Consider the following 17,899-nt stretch of genomic DNA (forward strand, 5'->3'; position numbering starts at 1 on the left):
CAGCGTCGGTTGCGTCGGTTGCGTCGGTTGCGTCGGTTGCAGCCGCGGGGCGCTTCTGTCATTCCTGGCGCGTTCGCTGGCAGGATGTGCGCTGGTTCGAGCGCGTGTCTCGACCCCTCCGGGGGACGGCAAGGGGTTCGATGATCCGTCTGGAGCTTTCAGCAGAGCACACCCGGCTGCACTCGACGCTGTGCGCCCAGTGCCCGCAGGGCCCCGCGGGGTGCTGCGTCAGCCCGCCCGAGCTCGACTGGACGGACATCGGGCGCATCGTCTCCCTCGACGGCCGCGGCTGGCTGCTCGAGCAGATCGCCGCAGGCAACCTGCTCCCCGTGAGCCGCGGACTCGAGCTCCGGCGCGTGCGGAAGCGGGAGGAGCGCACGGCCCCGCGGCAATCGAAGTGCGTCTATCACGGCGCGCGCGGCTGCTCCGTCCCCGCCGAGCGGCGGGCCGCGACATGCAATTACTTCCTCTGCGAGGACGCCTTCGCCGAGCGCACGGACGGCCAGGCGGATCCTGCGTCCGCCGAGAGCCGCCGGGCGCACGCGCTCCTCCGGGACGTCTACGGCCGCTGGGACCGTGAGCTCGCCGAGGCGGTCGCTTCCCGCCCGGAAGGGCCGACGTGGGACGCGGCGTTCCTCGACTGGCTGGGCGCGGAGTTCGAGCGGCTCTCGCGCGCGTCGCGCGACGCGCTCGGCGAGCTCACCGCGCGTGGATCTCGATAGAGAGCGCCGCTGGCGCAGCGAGCGCGCCCGTCTCCCGGGGATCGCCCGTCACAGCATGGCGACCGGATCCACGTCGATGATCACCCGGGCGTTCCGGTCAAGGCCATCCCTTATCAGCCCGGTCAGCGCCGCGAGCGCCCCCCGGAGCGGACCGCGATCGCGCGCCCGGAGGAGCACCCGGAACCGGTAGCGCCCGCGCAGCCGCGCGATCGGCGCCGCCGACGGGCCGAGCACCTCGACGCGCCGGGCGGCCCCCTCGGGGCAGGTGCGGGCGTGGGCCGCGAGCTTCGCCGCGGCGCCGCGCCCCACGCTCTCGTCGACAGCGTCGATCCGGAGCAGCGCGAGGCGCGTGGCGGGCGGATAACCCACCTCCTCGCGTTCGCGGATCTCCCGCTCGAGAAAGCCAGGCACGTCGTGCGCCGCGGCGAACGCGATGGCCGGGTGCTCGGGGTTGCGCGTCTGGATGAGCACACGGCCGGGGCGGTCGCGCCGCCCCGCGCGTCCGGCCACCTGCACGAGCAGCTGGAAGCCGCGCTCGGCCGCCCGGAAGTCGGGCAGCCCGAGCGCGGCGTCGGCGTTCACCACGCCGACCAGGGTCACGTTGGGCAGGTCATGGCCCTTCGTGACCATCTGCGTGCCGACAAGGATGTCGATCTTGCCCTCGCGCATCCTCGCGAGGATCGCCTGCGAGCGATCCTTGCCGGCGACGTCGCGATCGAGGCGCGCCACGCGCGCCTCCGGGAACGAGCCGGCGATCGTGGCCTCGAGCCGCTCGGTGCCGAGCCCCTCGAGCAGCAGGTTCCGCGCGCCGCACGCGCCGCAGCGGTCCGGCAGCGGCCCCGCATAGTCGCAGTAATGGCAGCGCAGCCGCCCCCCCTCCGGCCGCTCGTCGAGCGGCGCCGCGGGCGCGGGCGCGCCGCCCGGCGAAGGCGGGCGCGGGTCGCGGCGCCGCCCGCGGTGGTACGTCAGCGCGACCGAGCAGGCGTCGCACGTGGTCAGCGTCCCGCACGAGCCGCAGACGACGCTCGGCGCGAAGCCGCGGCGGTTCAGGAAGAGGATCGCCTGCTCCTTCGCCGCGAGCGTCTTCTCGAGCGCGCGGTGCAGCGGCAAGGAGATCAGCGGATCGCCCGAGGGGCCGGCGCGGAAGCGGCGGAGATCGACGAGCGAGACCTCGGGGAGGCTGGCCTCGCGGTGCGCGCGGTCCGGCAGGCGCAGCTCGGCGAGCTTGCCGCGGCGCACCAGCGCGACGGACTCGATGGAAGGGGTCGCGGAGCCGAGCACACACACCGCCCCCGCGCGGTGGGCGCGGAGCAGCGCCATGTCGCGCGCGTGGTAACGCACGCCCTCCTCCTGCTTGAACGAGCCGTCGTGCTCCTCGTCGACGAGGATGAGGCCGAGGTCCGGCACCGGCGCGAACAGCGCGGAGCGCGCCCCGATGGCGACGCGCACCTTGCCGACGTGGAGGCTCGCCCACATCGCGTGGCGATCGGCGTCGCTCAGCCCGCTGTGCAGCACGGCGAGCTCGTCGCCGAAGCGGGCGCGGAAGCGCGCAACGAGCTGCGGGGTGAGGGCGATCTCCGGCACCATGACGAGCGCGCCGCGGCCCCGGTCGAGGCAGCTCTTGATGGCGCGCAGGTACACCTCGGTCTTGCCGGAGCCGGTCACGCCGAAGAGGAGGAACGCGCTCGGCCGCGGCTCCTGCCCGGCGGGCCGCGGCTCCTGCCCGGCGGGCCGCGGCTCCTGCCCGGCGGGCCGCGGCTCCTTTTGGGTGCTCGCGGGGTGCTCCCCTCCCCCGGACGGCGCGAGCGCCGCGAGCGCCGCGTCGATGCGCGCCGCGGCCTCGGCCTGGGCCGCATTGAGCTCGGGCGGCACGTCGCGCTCCTCGGCGCGGCGGAAGAACGGGTCGCGCGGCGGCTCGCGCTCGTCCAGGGCGACGAGGTTGCGCTCGGCGAGCTTCTTCAGGGCGCTGCGCGCGTTGCCGAAGCGCTCCTCGATCCGCGCGACCGGCTGCTCGCCGTTCGCCCGGAGCAGCGCGAGCACCGCCGCGGCCTGCCCGCGGAGCGTGCCGGGCTCCTCGACGACGTCGGTCGCGCTCGCGTACGCGACCTGGCGGCCGCCGACCTGCTTGGCGCGGCCGAGGTCGAGGACGCCGCCGAGCTCCCCCTGGGCCTTGAGCGCGCGCACCTGCTCGCGCTCGATCGCCGGCAGCGCGAGGCGGAGCACCTCGCCGATCGGCGCGAAGTAGTAGGCGGCGAGCTCCTGCAGGAAGGCGAGCAGCTCCGCCGGCAGCGCCGGGCGCGCGTCGACGAGCGCCGCGAGCGGCTTGATCTTGGACGGGTCGATGGCCGCGCTGCGCTCGCTGACGGCGAGCACCACGCCGAGCAGCTTGCGCCGATGGAACTCGCAGAGGACGCGCGCCCCCGGTCGGACCTCGCCGGCGAGCGCGGCGGGGACCTCGTAGGTGAAGGCCTGCGAGAGCGGGACGGGCACCGCGACGTCGGCGAGGAGGGGCATCGCTCCGGGGAGGCCGCGCGCAGCGCGGCACGGGCGAGATACCAGAGAACGCCGCCCGGGACGAGGAACGCAGGGCGTGCGCGCGGGCGCCGCGCCGGGCCCGAAAGGAAAGACTCCAAAAAAAAGCGCCGCCGGGGCCTCGGGGGGGGGAAGGCCGCGCCGGCAGCGCTGGCCGGACATAGAGCACCGTCCATGCCATCCGCGGGATTCGCGATTCGAACGTATTTCACTTCAGATGGGGCGCTCGTCGATTTCGAACCTGAAATTTCGGTAAAGCACCATTGCAAAAGCGCACTGCGTGGCCTGCTCGAGCGTCGCAGCGGCACGCGCCGCGGGAGGGCATGGGAACGCCCGACCCGCTCCCGCGGGGTCCGCCGATTGCTCCGGATCCGGTCAGGGGTTCACCGCTGGACGCTCGGCGGGGCGGGCGCCATGCGCTGGAAATCCGCGCAGCCACGCGCCTCGGAGGAGGGGAACATGATCGGAACCGCAGTCTTGGGGGGAATCGAGGAGCAGGACTGGATCGACCGGATCGCGGACCCGCTTCAGCGCGGCATCCAATCCGTCCTGAGGCGAGCGCCGACGGTCGCCAAGGTGCTGCATGGCAAGTTCCTCGGGCACCCGTTGCACCCGGTGCTGGTGACCATCCCCATCGGCGCCTGGTCCTGCGCGCTGGTGCTCGATCTCGCCGGCGTCGGCCGCAGGCGGCGTCGTCTCGATCGGGGAGCGGACGCGACCGCGGCCATCGGCCTCGGCGGGGCGCTCGTGGCCACCTTCGCCGGGCTTGCCGACTGGAGCACCACCCTCGGCCCCGCGAAGCGGATCGGCTTCGTCCACGGCGCCGTGAACCTCGCGATCGCCGGCCTGTACGGCGCCTCGCTCGCCTCCCGGGCGATCGGGCTGCGGCCGCTCGGGATCGCGCTGTCGACCGCGGGGTTCGGCCTCGCGGGGGCGAGCGGCTGGCTCGGCGGAGAGCTCATCTACCGCTACGGCGTCGGCATCGGCACCGACGCGTGCGAGCGGAGGCCGGAGATGCAGGTGCCCGTGCCCGAAGCGCCGATCGCCGACGCGGGCTGACGGCGACGGGCGCCGGACGGGAGCGAGGCGCGACGTTCTCCTCGCCCGAGCGGGCGCTGGAACGCCCATCACGTTGAAACCCGGAGAATTTTCACAGGGAGGCGGGGAGGCGGGGAGGAAGAAAAATGAACTTCTCCCTCTTGCCGTCTCTCGCTCCCCGCCTCCCCGCCTCCCTGTGAAACTCTTGCTTTTTCTCGTGGTTTCAACCCGTTTGTCGCTTCTAGCGCGCCGCGAGATAGCAGCCCGCGATGACGAGCGCGGCGAGGGCGAACAGCAGCGCGTTGTGCACGAGCCAGCGCTGCCGCGGGCGAGCGAGCGGAGGCTGCGCCCTGACCCAGGGCGGGGGCTCGGCCAGGGCCGGCGCGGCGGCCTCTGCGCCCTGCGCGCCGATGTCCATCGCGCTCGGCGTGACGGCCTCCCCCGCGCCCGGCGCGATGGCCGCGGTCGCGATCGGCTCGATCACCGCAGGCGGACCGAGCTCCAGCGCGCGCACCGCGCGCTCGCGCGCCCGGCGGGGCGCGACCAGCTCCGCGCCGAAGTTGTCGCGCAGCCACGCCCCGAAGCGCAGCGGGCTCGCCGTCAGCTCGGCCGCCGCCGCGTAGGCGGCGATGTCCTGGAGCATCGCCGCCGCGCTCGGGTAGCGCTCGTCGGGCGCGATCGCGAGCGCCCGCGCCACGATCGCGTGGAGCGCCGCCTCGTCGGGGAGCCCGCGCTCCACGAGCGGCGGGATCGACGCGCGCCGCGCGAGCTCGAGCAGATCGCCCCGCGCCGCTTCCTTGGAGAGCGCGGCGCCGGCGCTGTACATCCGCCGGCCGGCGAGCAGCTCCCAGAGCAGGATGCCCGCCGCGAAGACGTCGGATCGCGCGTCGAGCGCCTCGCCCCGGGCCTGCTCGGGGCTCATGTAGCCGGCCTTGCCCTGCAGCGCCTCGTCCATGGCTCCGCAGCGCTCGTGCGCGCGGGCGATGCCGAAGTCGCAGAGCTTGATCTCGCCCTCGAAGCTCAGGAGCACGTTCGACGGCGAGACGTCGCGGTGCACGACGCCCTTCCGGTGGGCGTACGCGAGCGCCTGGAGCGCCTCGGCGATGATCAGCAGCGAGAACGCGACCGGGAACTTCACCTTCTGGCGCGCGCAGCGGCGGAGCAGCTCGCGCAGGTCGAGGCCCTCGACGTACTCCATCGCGATGAAGAGCGAGCCGTCCTCGCGGCAGAGGTCCTCGACCTGCACGATGGACGCGTGGCGCAGCCCCGCCGCGAGCCTGGCCTCGCTCGCGAGCATCTCGACGAAGCGCGGGTCGTGCGCGAACCTCGGGGCGACCTCCTTGATGGCGACGAGGCGCGCGGCGCCGAGGTCCGTGCGCACCCGGGCCAGGTAGAGATCGGCCATCCCTCCCTGGCCGATGTGATCGAACAGCGTGTAGCGGCCGATCTGGCACGGCAGCAGCCGCCCCCCGCGGGGCGCAGCCCGGCGGCGGGGTGTCTCCTCGCGCGCGGCGCCGAGGGGGAGAGCGGGCAGGCCGGAAGGCGGGTACGGGAGCGTGCCTCCGCGACGCACATCGAGGCGATCGATCTGCACGAGCCGTCGTCGCAGACTTCGCCCGGGCGGGCCAACTAAGTGGACGCGGCGCTGTTCAGGCCCCGGGGCGCGCAGCTCAGGCGCGGCGCGGTCCACGTCAGTTCACGTCAGTTCACGTCAGTCCTCGTCAGTTCACGTGCAGCGCGCGCGGCGGCGGGCTACATCCGGCGCATGGCGTTCAGCGCAGGCTGGGGAGCGGCCTTTGCCGGGTCGTTCATCCGCATCGTCGACGACCGGGGGCGCAAGCACGAGTGGCGCTCCCCTCCGCGGCGCATCGTCTCGCTCGTGCCGAGCGACACCTACTCGCTCCTCCGGCTCGGCGCCCGGGATCGGCTCGTCGGCCGCACCCGCTACTGCGTCGCGCCCGCCGAGGACGTCGAGGGCATCGAGCTCGTCGGCGGCACGAAGGACGCCGACGTCGACCGGATCGCCGCGCTCGAGCCCGACGTCGTCGTCGCGAACCAGGAGGAGAACAGCAAGCGCGACATCGAGCGCCTCGACGCCGCGGGGCTCCGGGTGCTCGTCTCGTTCCCGAAGCGGGTCGCCGACGGCGTGGCGCACCTCGCCCGGCTGGCGCGCCTGCTCGGGCACGCCGCGGCGAAGCCCGGCGCGCCCGCACCCCCGGCCGAGGGCGCCCCGGGCCAGCCGCCGCAGGCCGCAGCGCGCGAGCTGGTCGCGGCCGCCTACCGCGCCCACGCCGCGGCCGAGGCGCGCCGCCGCGAGCGCCCGCCGATCCGCGCCTTCGTCCCGATCTGGATGGACCCGCTGATGACCGTCCACGGCGACACGTTCCTCTCCGACATGCTCGATCTCGTGGGCGCGCAGAACGTCTTCGAGGATCGGCCCCGGCGCTACCCGCTCGCGGCCGACCTGGGCAAGGCGCCGCCGCTGCCCCCCGAGCGCGTCGAGGGCCGCGACCTCCGCTACCCCCGCGTGACCCTCGACGAGGTGATCGCCCGCGCCCCGGAGCTCGTCCTGCTGCCCGATGAGCCGCACGCCTTCAGCGACGCCGACGCGGCAATATTTCGCTCCCTCGACATCCCCGCTGCCCGCCGGGGCCACGTGATCAGGTGCGACGGCAAGGACCTCATGTGGTACGGCGCGCGGGCGCTCGAGGGGCTCAGTCGGCTGCGCGAGATCGTCGACGCCGCCCGTCCCTGATGCACGCGCCAGCGTCGGGTCAGGGGGCGCGACGCCGAATTCCCGCGTCCTTGCGGCCGAGCAAGCCCCTCCTCGCCACGCCGCAGTTGGGGTAGGAACGTAGGATGACGTGGACACGGGAGACGTTGCGGGCAGAGATCATCCAGCTCCTGGAAGGACACACGGCCGGCGAGGTAAAGATCGAGGAGTCGAGCCACCTCGTCGCCGACCTCAGCCTCGACTCGCTGGGAGTGATGGAGATCGTCGCGGATATGGAGGATAAGTTCGACCTCTCGATCCCCGACGACATGTTGCGCGAGGTCGACACGGTCGCCGACGTCGTGAAGGCCATCGAGCTCCGGCTCAAGAACGAAGGAAGGCTCTCGGGATGACGGCTGTTTGGAAACCGCGGACGGTCGCGCAGGCGATCGAGGACGCAGCGGCGAGCACGAAGACGGGCTATCGCTTCATCGAGGAGTCCAGCGAGAACGAGCCGTTCTTCACGCACGGGGGCGTCGAGCGGGCCAGCGCGCGCTTCGGCGGCGCGCTCCAGGCGCTCGGGCTCCAGAAGGGCGATCGCGTCGCGTTGATCCTGCCGGACAACGCCGATTTCATCTTCGCCTTCCTGGGCGCGATCCGCGCGGGCGTCATCCCGGTGCCCATCTACCCGCCGACCGGCCTCGGCAAGCTGACCGGCTACCTCGAGAACACGCTGCACATCGTCGCGAAGAGCGGCGCCAAGGTGCTGCTCACGAGCGCCGAGATCAAGCGGATGCTCGGCACGATCCAGGCGCAGGCGCCGGGGCTCGAGCAGATCGTGGCGGTGGAGGGCCTCCGGGGCGCCCGCGAGGAGCTCAAGCCGGTCAAGGTCGAGCTCGACGACGTGTGCTTCCTCCAGTTCACGAGCGGCTCGACGTCGCGCCCGAAGGGCGTGGTGCTCACGCACGCGAACCTGGCGGCGAACGTGCGGGCGATCGTGGATCTCGGCCTGGCGGTGCGCGGGTCGGTCGACACGGGCGTGTCGTGGCTGCCGCTCTACCACGACATGGGGCTCATCGGCTTCGTGATCGCCCCGCTCTACTACGTCAACACGATCACGTTCCTGCCGCCGCTCCTGTTCCTGAAGCGCCCGGTGCGCTGGCTGGAGACGATCACGCGCCACCGGGGCAACGTGTCGTTCGGCCCGAACTTCGCCTATGCGCTCTGCGTGAAGCGGATCCGAGAGCAGGAGATGGCGGGGCTCGATCTCTCGACGTGGCGGGTCGCCGGGTGCGGCGCCGAGCCGATCCGGGCCGACAACCTGCGCGCGTTCGCCGAGAAGTTCGCGCCGGTCGGCTTCGACGAGAAGGCGTTCGTCTGCTCGTACGGGATGGCCGAGAGCACGCTGGCGGTGTCGTTCAGCGCGCTCGGGGCCGGGTTGCAGATCGACGCGGTGGACGGCGAGACGCTCTGGAAGGAGGGCAAGGCGACGCCCGTCCCGGCCGACAGCGAGGGCGCCTCGTCGCTCGTGCAGTGCGGGTCGGCGTTCGAGGGGCACGAGATCGCGGCCTTCGCGTCGGACGACGCGGAGAGCGCCCGCCCGCTGGGCGATCGCGAGGTCGGCGAGCTCCGGCTGCGGGGCCCGAGCGTGATGCCCGGCTATTTCAACGATCCGGATCTCACGAAGGAGGCGTTCGCGGGCGGCTGGCTGCGGACCGGCGATCTCGGGTACCTCGCGGAGGGCAAGGTCTATATCTGCGGGCGCTCGAAGGAGGTCATCATCGTCAACGGGCGCAACTACTACCCGCAGGATCTCGAGTGGGAGGCGAGCCGCGTCTCCGGGGTCCGCAAGGGCAACGTGATCGCGTTCGGGACGATGAAGCCGCACAACGACCGCGAGCGCGTGGTCATCGTCTTCGAGACCCCGGCGTCGGACGAGCAGGAGAAGCAGGCGCTGAAGGGCGAGGTGCGCCGCGTCGTCCAGCAGGCCATGGGGCTCACCGTCGATGACGTGGTGGCGGTCGGATCGGGCATCCTGCCGAAGACCTCGAGCGGGAAGCTCCAGCGGAGCAAGACGCGGGAGCTCTACGAGAACGGGGAGCTCTTGATCCGCAGCTCGTCGCGCGAAGGGGACCGGCTGGACGCGGCGAAGGAGTTCGCCAAGAGCCAGATCAACTTCTTCCGCCACGCGATCTTCCGCGGGCGGGGGGGGTGATCCTGGAGGGGCCTCGGAAGAGGCCCTGGAGACTGCAGGGGCTGCCGGAGGGGGCAGGGAGCGCGTGCGGCGCGCGCGGGGCCCCGCCGAACTCGCATGGCCGGTGAACCGCCCTTGAGGGGCGATTCACCGGCCATGCTTAGACACGGCCCGTCCCCACGCGCGCCGCACGCGCTCCCTGCCCCCTCCGGCAGCTCTCAGGACAGCGACACGTCACTGCATGCGCTGGGACCTCACGGACGGAGTTCGAGCGAGCGGGCGCGCGGGGGAAGCGCGAAGGCATGGCCGCTCGTGCGGGCGGCCGTTATCGTCGAAGGGCGTCCATGCCCGTGTGGCTCAATCAGCTGCTGCCGATCGTGCTCCTGCTCGCGGCCATCGCGGTCGTCATGCGGCGGCTGCCGAAGATCGATCTCGGGCACTCGGAGGAGTTCCGGCGCCGGCGGTTCTTCAACTGGTTTCCGCTCGGGCTCACGTACGCCTTCCTCTACATGGGGCGGTACAACCTCTCCGCCAACGCGCCGGAGCTCGACGCGCTGCACCTCGTCAGCAAGCACGAGTTCGGGAACATCGACGGCTGGGGCTCGGCCGTTTATGGGGTCGCCTTCCTGCTGAACGGGCCGCTCACCGACCGCTGGGGCGGGCGCGCCACCATCCTGATCGCCGCGGGCGGATCCGCGCTCATGAACGTCCTGCTGGGCGTGGCCGTCCGCCTCGCCCAGGAAGGGCGGCTCGACCACGGCGCCGCCATCACCACGATGACGGTGCTCTTCTCCGCCAACATGTACTTCCAGAGCTTCGGCGCCGTATCCATCGTCAAGGTCAACGCGCCCTGGTTCCACGTCCGCGAGCGCGGGATGCTCGGCGGCGTCTTTGGTATCCTGATCTCGCTCGGGCTCTACTTCGCCTACGACTGGAGTCGATTCATCGCCAAGCACCTGCCGATGCCGTGGGTGTTCCACGTCCCCGCCCTGCTGCTGCTCGGTTTTCTGGCGCTCGACGTCTTCCTCATCCGCGACACGCCGGGCCAGGCGGGGTTCCGGGACTTCGACACAGCCGACGCGTCCTCGGGCGACACCGGCGAGCGCCTGGGGGCGATCGCGGTCGCACGGCGCATGTTCTCGCAGCGGGTCATCTGGATCATCGTCGCCATCGAGTTCTGCAGCGGCTTCCTCCGCAACGCCGTCATGAAGTGGTACCTCATCTTCGCCGACAAGACCGGGCTCGCGGGCTTCGTGTCGGCGCACTGGGGCGTGCTCCTCTGCATCGCCGGCATCCTGGGCGGCGTGTTCGCCGGCTTCATCTCCGATCATGTCTTTGACTCGCGCCGGGGCCCGGTGGCCTCGGTGCTGTATGCGGGCCTCGTGCTCGGCGCGGTCGTCGTCCTCTTCACGCTGAGCTTCCCCATCGCCGGGTGGACCGTCGTGTTCATGTCCCTCTGCGTGATCGGCGTCCACGGCATGCTGTCCGGGACCGCGAGCATGGATTTCGGCGGGAGGAAGAACGCCGGCGTCGCGACTGGCATCATCGACGGCTTCGTCTACCTGGGCACCGCGGCGCAGTCGTTCCTTTACGCGAGCATCCTGCCCTCGGGCGACGCGGCGAAGCACCCTGGGAACTGGATGCCATGGCCCGCGGCCATGCTCCCGGTCGCGCTCGTCGGCTTCGCGCTGGCGACGCGGGTGTGGAACGCGCGGCCCGAGCGGCGCGCGGCGCACTGACGCGCAGCCTCCACGCGAGCCAGGCGAGGTATCCCCCGCCGGCCCTCTCCGCCCCGCTCACCCACGCTCGGCCGCGAGCGCCCGGGGATCGACGAAGACCCACGGCATGCCCGCCGCCTGCGCGGACTGGATCCCCAGCGCGGCGTCCTCGAAGACCAGGCACCGCGCGGGCTCGACGCCCAGGCGCCTCGCCGCCTCGAGGAACGGGTCGGGCGCCGGCTTGGGCCGCGCGTAATCCTCCGCCGCGACGACCTCGTCGATGTACCCGCGGAGGCCCAGGAACTCGAGCGTCCGTTCCACCGACGCCCGTGGGCTCCCCGAGACGACGGCGCGCTTCACGCCCGGAGGAGCGTCGCGGAGCGCGGCCACGACCTCAGGCACGCCTCGCACCGTCGGTATCAGGCGGTGGTACGCCGCTTCCTTCACGGCGAAGACCTCGGCCACCGGCATCCGCAGCCCGTACTTCCCGTTCAGGCGCTCGACGATCCGGTCGGTCGGCATGCCCGCCCAGCCGTAGAAATCTTCGCCGGAGAACTCGCACCCATGCGGGGCGAGCGCCTCGAGCCAGGCCTGGTAATGGAGCGGCATGGAGTCCGCGATCGTCCCGTCACAATCAAAGAGATAAGCTGCAAACGAGCCTGAGGGGAATACGAGTCCTGGCATGGGCCGCACCTCGTAGCACATCGGCAGGCCTCCCGCTGGTGCGCCGGCCACCTCGGAGAGTCCGCCGTTCAGAACCTTGTGCTTCGTTTTGCTCGCGGGCGAACGTGAACGTCACCACCTGTCCTCGACCGCCTCCACCCGCACCTCGCACGCGCCATCCCCCCTGAGCGGCGACTTCGTCTCTTGCACGCGGAACCGCGTCCCCATCTTGAACAGCCCACCGTAGGTCTCGGCATCGATCGGCCGCACCGTCCCGAAATCGACGCGGTGCAGGAGCTGCATGATGGCCAGCGCCGTCCCCTGCTGGAACAGGAGCCGCCCCCGCGCCGTGGACCCGTGCTTCATGGCGTAATACGCGCTCTCGTGCGTGATCGGCGCCCGCAGAACGAGCGCCCGGCCCGGCTGGAACTCCGGCGCGGAGAGCGCCCCCCAGCCGAGCGCGCGGGCGAGCCCGAGCAGCTGCTCCAGGCGCTCGTGCTGGTCCCTGCCCACCGGGCCGCACGCCGCCTCGAACGACGAGGACGAGAGCATCCCCCCGAGCAGGTGGAACGCGCCCGTCTGCGCCGCCTCCCGCACGAGCGCCTCGAACACAGGGACCAGCTCGGGAGACCGCCGCTCGATGAGGTGCACCGTGTCGAACGTCTTCTGATCGATGTACCCCACCGGCAAGAGCGCCACGTTCACCCCGTACGCCGAGATGAGCCCGCGCTCGTCGGACCGCAGCGCCCCGATCTCCTCGAGCATCGCGCCCTCGACGCGCTGCGCCCGCGAGAGAGGCCCGCCCTCGGGCTCCCAGCGCACCCGCGCCGCCTCGATCTGCTTGCGCGTCAGCGCCTCGCCGAAGCGCGGCCGCTCCGACCGCCGCGTCAGCAGGAAGGTGCAGGCCGCGTCGCCCCGCGCGACGCACGTCACCTCGTCGGCGTCGAGCCGCCCCCAGTCGGACGGGAACGCGAGGCTCGCCGCGGCCGCGCAGTAGCCGGAGGCGAACGCGTCCACCGCCAGCCGGTTCTGGATCCGACCGCCGTACTTCGCGAGGAAGCTCGTCCCGTGGAAGAGCGAGTCCGCGTGCACCGCGCCGCCCTCCGCGCTCACCTCGAACCGCAGACGCCCCTGCCCCATCGCGGCGAACAGCTCGCCCGCGAGCTCGAGCTTCTCCCGCGGCGACGCCCCGTGGCGGTCCTCGTACAGCGGCCCGAGCAGCGCGTGCGCCGCCTCGAACGCCGCCTGCCGGCGCACGCCGCGGCTCTCCCCGCCGAGCGCGTCGAAGATCGTCTGCTCCAGGAAGAGCGCGAAGTGGTGGGAGTGCGCGATCACCAGCTGATCGGCCACGTGGAGCAGCCCGTGGGGGACGATCGGGCCGACCAGATCGCCGAGCGGGCCGTCGATGCGGCCCCGCAGGCCGTGCCGGAGCGCCGTCACAGGAGCCTCCGCAGCGCGGCGCGCTCCAGGCCGAGGATGTCCGCGACCGCCGTCTCGACGAGCACCATCGCCTCCGCGCCGAGCCCGTCGGGGTGCTCGAGCGCGAGCGGCGTCAGCCCGGCGCGCAGGGCGAGCCGGAGCCGCGCCACGTGAGGCTCGGGCGCGCGCGCCTCGAGCAGCGCGAGCAGCCGCTGGATCCGCGTGACCTCGGCCGACGGCGGATCGACGGGCGGCGGCGTCCCGCTGGTCCGGCGCGACGGGATGCTGGACGAGCCCCTCGGCGGCGCCGAGCGCGCGACGCCCCGCACGAGATCGTCCACCGTGTCCGCGCTGAGCGGCTCCTCGAAGAGCCCCGACGGGTCGCTCAGCATCTCCTCGGGCGGCTCCTCGAGCGGCAGCTCGGGCGCGAGCGTCGCGGCGAGCCGCTGCGCCACGAGCCGCGCCATGCCGAGCGGCATCGTGCCGTCGAACAGGCTCGCGACGACGCACGCGCGGACGCGGCGCAGCAGGACGGTCCGGCCGCTCAGCTCCAGCGTGACCACGGGGTCCGGGAGCTCCTCGGCGCGGCCCTGCGAGCGCGGCGGCTTGCTCGACGACCGCGCGCCGCGGCTGCGGGCGGGGCGGATCGAGCCCTCCCGCTCCGGGACGAGCCGCTGCGCGGCGAGCTGGCTCCCGAGGTACGCGTCGCGCAGCCCCGCGGCCACGTCGCTCGGAGACAGGGCCGCGCCCTCGCGGACGAACACGGCGTGGACGCGCGCGTCGCCGAGGTGGAACACGACGATGGCGTCGAGGCCGCCGACGCCGTAGCCGATGCCGTCGAGCGCGATCGGCGCGAGCGGGTCGTCGTCGTCCAGCGCGCCCGCGCCGGCCTCGACGTCACGACCGAACGAGGGCTCGCCGTGCTCCGCGCTCAACCGACGACCCCGACCGCGGCGTCGATCGCGTGACGGCACGCGATCCGGACGGCGTGCGCCTCGCGCGGCGTGAGCGGGCCCGGGCGCATCAGGCCGACGATGTACGCGGCGGAGCGCACCTGGAACCCGATGAGCTGGAAGAACGGCCCGTCGCCGACGCAGAGCTCGAAGCGCTGCGACGGGGCGCCGGGCAGCGCCGCGACGAGCGAGCCGATCGCCGACGCGATGAGGCCCGAGGCGGCGAGCCTCGCCTCCGTGTCGCGGATCGCGCCGGCGAACGGGAGCCCGGCCGCGTCCGCGAGGAACACGTCCGTCGCGCCCGTCGCCTCGGCGATCCACTCGAGCACCCGCTCGCAGCGGGCGACCGGCCCGCCCGCCGCGGCGAGGTCCGGGAAGCGCGGCGCCCGGCCCGCCGAGAGCGCCTCGATGGCGCCGTCGAGCCGCTCCTCGAGGGGCTCGCGCGCCGCCGCGAACGAGGGCGGCGAGCCCAGGGGCCGCAGGTCGAGCGGCGAGCCGCGCCGCGAGTCGACGTCGTCGGCCGACGAGGGCAGCGCGCCCCGCAGCCCGAGCTCGCCGCCCACGCCCGCGCTCGACAGGGGCAGGAGATCGCTCGAGGGCGCGAGCTCCTCGAACGACGGCGAGAGCGGCGACGAGGACATCGGCTCCGGCTCCGCCCGCGAGGACGGCGGCCGGGACTCGAACGACACGAGCGGCTCGGCCGCGGGCGCGACCGACGCCGCCCGAGGCCTCCGCGACTTCGACCGCTTGACCAGCGCCGCCGCGGTGACGACGGCGCCGTCGACATCAAAGGAGGAGCGAGATCGGGCCATCGTCATCGTCCGGCGAGGTGGGGTCCAGGCGAACCAGCACGTCGTTCGCGAGCTGATCGAAGACGCGCGCGAGCGGCGGAGGGCGCTTCTGCATGAGCAGGAGCGGCGCCCCGCGGAGAGACGCCTCGAGGAACGCCTCGTCGCGCGGGATGACCGTGTCGAGGATGATCCCGTCGGGGAACTTCGTCCAGAGCGTCTCGGCGACGTCGAGCGACGCGGACGCCTGCCGGTCGAACATCGACAGCACCATGCCGAGCAGCGACAGCTGCGGGTTCTTCTCGGCGCGGACGCGATCGATCACCGCGAGCAGCTGGCCGATCGAGCGGAGCGCGAGCGGCTCGGCCTGGAGCGGCAGGAGCGCGTGGGTCGCCACCTCGAGCGCCCGCGTCGTGACCTTGCCGAGCCCCGCGGGGCAATCGACGACGACAATGTCGAAGTCCGGCGAGAGCCGCGCGAGCACGCTCGGGAGCACGGGCCCGCGGGCGAGCGCGTCCTCGAAGCCCGCGACGGTCGTGGGATCGACCCGGCCGACGGTGAGCACCTGGAGCTCCGGCTCGCGCGTCCGGAGCAGCACCGACTCGAGCCGCTCGGCGCCCGTGAGCAGCTCCGCGACGCCCGGCCGCGCGCGATCGGCGAGGCCCAGCGACAGCCCGAGGCTCCCCTGCGCGTCGAGCTCCAGGATCAACGCGCGGTTGCCCGCGCGCCCGAGGGCGAGCCCGAGGTTGAGGGAAATCGTGGTCTTTCCGACGCCGCCCTTCTGGCTCGCGACCGCGATGACGTGCATGGACTCCCTGACGGCGCGCAGCGATGGCGCCCAGGGGGCATCCTAACAGGACGGAAGCCGCCCGAAACCAGTCTCGACTCCGGGTCGTGGCACGGGCGGGGCCGGCCACGCCCGCGGGGGGCGGCGCTGGTCGGTCCGCGCGCTCACTCGGGGATCGATTGACAGGGGGAGATCAGCGTCGGCTCACCGGCTATCAGCGAAGCTCCGTCATGCTCGACCAGCAGATAGCTGATCTGTCGACCACAGTAGTTATACTCCGCGAGGTCGATCACGACCTCCTCCGAGGCCCCGCTGCCCTTCAGGGTCAGGGTCAGCGTCATCGTGCTGTCGTTCGGGCTCGACAGGATGCCGTACGAGCAGAGATACCGTGCCGGGAGCGACGTCGGGCACCCTCCCCGGTGGGCTTCGCGTTCTCCCGAGCGGTCTCCCTCCGCCAGGACGACCACGTCGAGCTCCGCCTCTGGCGTCGAGCCGCTGATCCCGAGGATGAGCCTCGGCCAGAGGTCGCGCTCACATCCGCCATTGCAGCTGCTCGACCCTCCCGCGGAACCGTCTCCGTCCGACGGCCCCGCGCCGCAACCGACGACCCAGATACAAGCAAGGGCACTCCACCCAATTTTCATGCTCACCTGACGCGTGGTTAGGGTCTTCTTGAGCGCTTGGCGGTACGGGCGACCCGGAGCAAGCGAAGACAGTCCGCCAAGGCATCACGCTCCCCCGACTCTCAGTTCCCATCCTTCAGCGCCCGGCAGTGCCTGGCCAGCCCCGGATCAGTGAAGCTGCACATGTCCGGGCATTGCTGGGCCACCGCGTTCAACCGGACCTGCGCTCCCGCGCCCGAAGCGGCGTCGCGCAGGCAGCAGTCCTGTCCTGGCATATCCGGCGTGCAGGTGACCGTCGTGCCGTCTTCCCTGCCGCACTCGCATCGATGGACAGACATGCTCCCGTCACCGCTCCCTCCCCCGGAGCAGCCGAGGCTCTGCATGGGCTGGTCCGGGAACGAGGCGGATATGTCCATCACCATCGGCCGCCCCTCCGCCCATTCCTCCAGGTCCAGCGGGACGTCCGCCAGCGTGACCGTCCCCGAGAGCGCCGTGTAGACCCGCCTCTTCTCCCAGCCGCGCACGTCGATCAAGCGCACGAGCGCGCTGTCCCTGTGCTCAGGCATGCCGTCCCCTCCGCTCATCTGCGGGACGATGTCGAAGGCGCCGGAGCGCGCGCTGTTCGCCGTGACGGATAGATACCAGAAGTCCCCGTTGGTGGTCTCCGATCCGGAGTACAAGCTGCACGGCGCGTCGATCCCCCCCTGATGAACGGCAGCGCGCACGATCGCTCCATCCGGCGGATCGGCCCTGTAGGAGAAGGAGAAGGTCGCCGGCTCGCCATCGAGCGACGCAAGCACCTGCTTCCAGTCTCCCGGTGACGTTTCAGCACCACCGCAGCCGGCCAAACAGCCATAGAACACCATACCCGCCGCCGTCCACCCGTTGTTCATGAGGTCACCCTAACCGCTCCGCGAGGCCATTGCCGAAGGAGACGGCGGCGGCAAAGCCACGATCCGGACGCGAACGTCCCACGCCACGAAGCGAGGATCTCGCGCGGCGTGAGCACGGGGAGCGGCGCGGTGAGCGTCACGCACGCGTGACATGTCACGGCGGACGGCCTGCGATCCCCCCAGGGGAGCGCCCCGCCGCCGTCGCCCGCGCTACCGTGCAGGCTCCGCGCTCGGCGTGGATCCAGGCTGCTGCAGGCGCCCCGCCGCAAGGCGAGGCGCCTCAAGGCACGCGAGCACGGCGCCCCCTCGATCGGACGCGCTGAACCGGACGTACGGAGCTAGAGCAGCGAGATCCGCTTCATCAGCGTGCCGCACAGATCGCTCTGCGGGTTGCGCTCGCGCTCGATCTTGAGGCCGGCGCGGAAGATCTTGTCGGCGCTCTCGACGTTGCCGAGCACGACGTGGCAGAGCCCGAGGAGCTCGTGGTCGCCGGGATCTCCGTGGATCGACACGAGCTCGGTCAGCGCGGGGACCGCGGCGCGGTGGGCGTCGATCATCGCCTCGGTCGGCGTCGACGGGACGCCCTTGGCGAGGATCATGAGCCGCAGCACCTGGCGCTGATCCTCGGGGCGCTGCTTGAGGAACTCCGGCTTCTGGAAGAGGTCGCGGTATCCCTTGTAGGCCGCGTCGAGGTCGCCACCGCGCGCGAGGGCGACGATGGTCTTGACCGCCTGGACGAGCGTCTCATTCGGCATGACGAGACGATACACGGCCCCGCGCCCCGCGGCGAGACCGCCGCTGCACCGGCGCGACTTGTCGCCGGAAAGCCGCGCGCGCGGACGTCGCGCGCTTCCGT

The 17,899-nt window shown here is 72.5% G+C and carries 16 protein-coding genes; 6 read left to right on the forward strand and 10 right to left on the reverse strand.

Annotation, left to right across the window (positions count from 1 at the left end):
- The first annotated feature begins 140 nt into the window (after window positions 1–140).
- A complete protein-coding gene (locus WME95_RS38535; protein WP_437904296.1) occupies window positions 141–722 on the forward strand; it encodes a hypothetical protein in 582 nt (193 codons plus the stop codon).
- Window positions 723–770: 48 nt separating this feature from the next.
- Here the strand turns inward: WME95_RS38535 and priA are convergent, their stop codons facing one another.
- A complete protein-coding gene (priA, locus tag WME95_RS38540; RefSeq protein WP_437904297.1) occupies window positions 771–3,236 on the reverse strand; it encodes a replication restart helicase PriA in 2,466 nt (821 codons plus the stop codon).
- Between the two features lie 477 nt (window positions 3,237–3,713).
- Between priA and WME95_RS38545 the strand changes: the two genes are divergently transcribed.
- Window positions 3,714–4,313, forward strand: a complete 600-nt coding sequence (locus WME95_RS38545; RefSeq protein WP_437904298.1) for a DUF2231 domain-containing protein — start codon at window positions 3,714–3,716, stop codon at window positions 4,311–4,313.
- A gap of 220 nt (window positions 4,314–4,533) precedes the next feature.
- Here the strand turns inward: WME95_RS38545 and WME95_RS38550 are convergent, their stop codons facing one another.
- Window positions 4,534–5,886 carry a serine/threonine-protein kinase gene (locus tag WME95_RS38550; RefSeq protein ID WP_437904300.1) on the reverse strand — a complete coding sequence of 451 codons (1,353 nt, stop codon included), beginning with the start codon at window positions 5,884–5,886 and terminating at the stop codon, window positions 4,534–4,536.
- 171 nt (window positions 5,887–6,057) lie between these two features.
- Between WME95_RS38550 and WME95_RS38555 the strand changes: the two genes are divergently transcribed.
- The 4 genes from WME95_RS38555 (at window position 6,058) to WME95_RS38570 (ending at window position 10,938) form a co-directional block, all read left to right on the forward strand.
- The gene (locus tag WME95_RS38555) at window positions 6,058–7,047 is read left to right on the forward strand and encodes a helical backbone metal receptor (RefSeq protein ID WP_437904301.1); all 990 of its coding nucleotides are present in this window, start codon (window positions 6,058–6,060) and stop codon (window positions 7,045–7,047) included.
- A gap of 104 nt (window positions 7,048–7,151) precedes the next feature.
- Window positions 7,152–7,418: an acyl carrier protein gene (locus tag WME95_RS38560; RefSeq protein ID WP_012239660.1), complete on the forward strand. Its 267-nt coding sequence runs from the start codon at window positions 7,152–7,154 to the stop codon at window positions 7,416–7,418.
- On the forward strand, window positions 7,415–9,220 hold the full coding sequence (locus tag WME95_RS38565) for a fatty acyl-AMP ligase (RefSeq protein ID WP_437904302.1): 1,806 nt from the start codon (window positions 7,415–7,417) through the stop codon (window positions 9,218–9,220). Before WME95_RS38560 ends, WME95_RS38565 begins: the two co-directional genes overlap by 4 nt.
- A 323-nt stretch (window positions 9,221–9,543) precedes the next feature.
- Window positions 9,544–10,938 carry an MFS transporter gene (locus tag WME95_RS38570; protein ID WP_437904303.1) on the forward strand — a complete coding sequence of 465 codons (1,395 nt, stop codon included), beginning with the start codon at window positions 9,544–9,546 and terminating at the stop codon, window positions 10,936–10,938.
- 57 nt (window positions 10,939–10,995) lie between these two features.
- On the opposite strand, the gene WME95_RS38575 is transcribed toward WME95_RS38570, so the two are convergent.
- From WME95_RS38575 to WME95_RS38610, 8 genes are all read right to left on the reverse strand, one after another.
- Window positions 10,996–11,601, reverse strand: coding sequence for an HAD family hydrolase (locus tag WME95_RS38575; protein ID WP_437904304.1), 606 nt, complete (start codon window positions 11,599–11,601; stop codon window positions 10,996–10,998).
- Window positions 11,602–11,712: 111 nt separating this feature from the next.
- Window positions 11,713–13,020, reverse strand: a complete 1,308-nt coding sequence (locus tag WME95_RS38580; protein WP_437904305.1) for a hypothetical protein — start codon at window positions 13,018–13,020, stop codon at window positions 11,713–11,715.
- Window positions 13,017–13,934, reverse strand: a complete 918-nt coding sequence (locus tag WME95_RS38585) for a hypothetical protein (RefSeq protein WP_437904306.1) — start codon at window positions 13,932–13,934, stop codon at window positions 13,017–13,019. The genes WME95_RS38580 and WME95_RS38585 overlap by 4 nt, the downstream gene beginning before the upstream one ends.
- Entirely contained in the window at window positions 13,931–14,764 is an 834-nt protein-coding gene (locus WME95_RS38590; protein ID WP_437904307.1) for a hypothetical protein, read from the reverse strand. Before WME95_RS38590 ends, WME95_RS38585 begins: the two co-directional genes overlap by 4 nt.
- A complete protein-coding gene (locus WME95_RS38595; protein ID WP_012239668.1) occupies window positions 14,739–15,548 on the reverse strand; it encodes a ParA family protein in 810 nt (269 codons plus the stop codon). Before WME95_RS38595 ends, WME95_RS38590 begins: the two co-directional genes overlap by 26 nt.
- Before the next feature lie 143 nt (window positions 15,549–15,691).
- Entirely contained in the window at window positions 15,692–16,177 is a 486-nt protein-coding gene (locus WME95_RS38600) for a hypothetical protein (protein ID WP_437904308.1), read from the reverse strand.
- 95 nt (window positions 16,178–16,272) lie between these two features.
- Window positions 16,273–17,043 carry a hypothetical protein gene (locus WME95_RS38605; RefSeq protein ID WP_437904309.1) on the reverse strand — a complete coding sequence of 257 codons (771 nt, stop codon included), beginning with the start codon at window positions 17,041–17,043 and terminating at the stop codon, window positions 16,273–16,275.
- A 338-nt stretch (window positions 17,044–17,381) separates the two neighbouring features.
- Complete coding sequence (locus WME95_RS38610) at window positions 17,382–17,798, reverse strand: hypothetical protein (RefSeq protein WP_044966617.1); 417 nt, start codon at window positions 17,796–17,798, stop codon at window positions 17,382–17,384.
- Between the last annotated feature and the right edge of the window lie 101 nt (window positions 17,799–17,899).

It is taken from the genome of Sorangium sp. So ce327 (assembly GCF_051530205.1).
Classification (GTDB): Bacteria; Myxococcota_A; Polyangia; order Polyangiales; family Polyangiaceae; genus Sorangium; species Sorangium cellulosum_B.

Bases quoted from the DNA above. Each gene is read 5' to 3' on its own strand.
- WME95_RS38535 (WP_437904296.1), top strand. From the start codon at position 141: ATGATCCGTCTGGAGCTTTCAGCAGAGCACACCCGGCTGCACTCGACG.
- priA (WP_437904297.1), bottom strand. From the start codon at position 3,236: ATGCCCCTCCTCGCCGACGTCGCGGTGCCCGTCCCGCTCTCGCAGGCC.
- WME95_RS38545 (WP_437904298.1), top strand. From the start codon at position 3,714: ATGATCGGAACCGCAGTCTTGGGGGGAATCGAGGAGCAGGACTGGATC.
- WME95_RS38555 (WP_437904301.1), top strand. From the start codon at position 6,058: ATGGCGTTCAGCGCAGGCTGGGGAGCGGCCTTTGCCGGGTCGTTCATC.
- WME95_RS38560 (WP_012239660.1), top strand. From the start codon at position 7,152: ATGACGTGGACACGGGAGACGTTGCGGGCAGAGATCATCCAGCTCCTG.
- WME95_RS38565 (WP_437904302.1), top strand. From the start codon at position 7,415: ATGACGGCTGTTTGGAAACCGCGGACGGTCGCGCAGGCGATCGAGGAC.
- WME95_RS38570 (WP_437904303.1), top strand. From the start codon at position 9,544: ATGCCCGTGTGGCTCAATCAGCTGCTGCCGATCGTGCTCCTGCTCGCG.
- WME95_RS38575 (WP_437904304.1), bottom strand. From the start codon at position 11,601: ATGCCAGGACTCGTATTCCCCTCAGGCTCGTTTGCAGCTTATCTCTTT.
- WME95_RS38590 (WP_437904307.1), bottom strand. From the start codon at position 14,764: ATGGCCCGATCTCGCTCCTCCTTTGATGTCGACGGCGCCGTCGTCACC.
- WME95_RS38595 (WP_012239668.1), bottom strand. From the start codon at position 15,548: ATGCACGTCATCGCGGTCGCGAGCCAGAAGGGCGGCGTCGGAAAGACC.
- WME95_RS38605 (WP_437904309.1), bottom strand. From the start codon at position 17,043: ATGAACAACGGGTGGACGGCGGCGGGTATGGTGTTCTATGGCTGTTTG.
- WME95_RS38610 (WP_044966617.1), bottom strand. From the start codon at position 17,798: ATGCCGAATGAGACGCTCGTCCAGGCGGTCAAGACCATCGTCGCCCTC.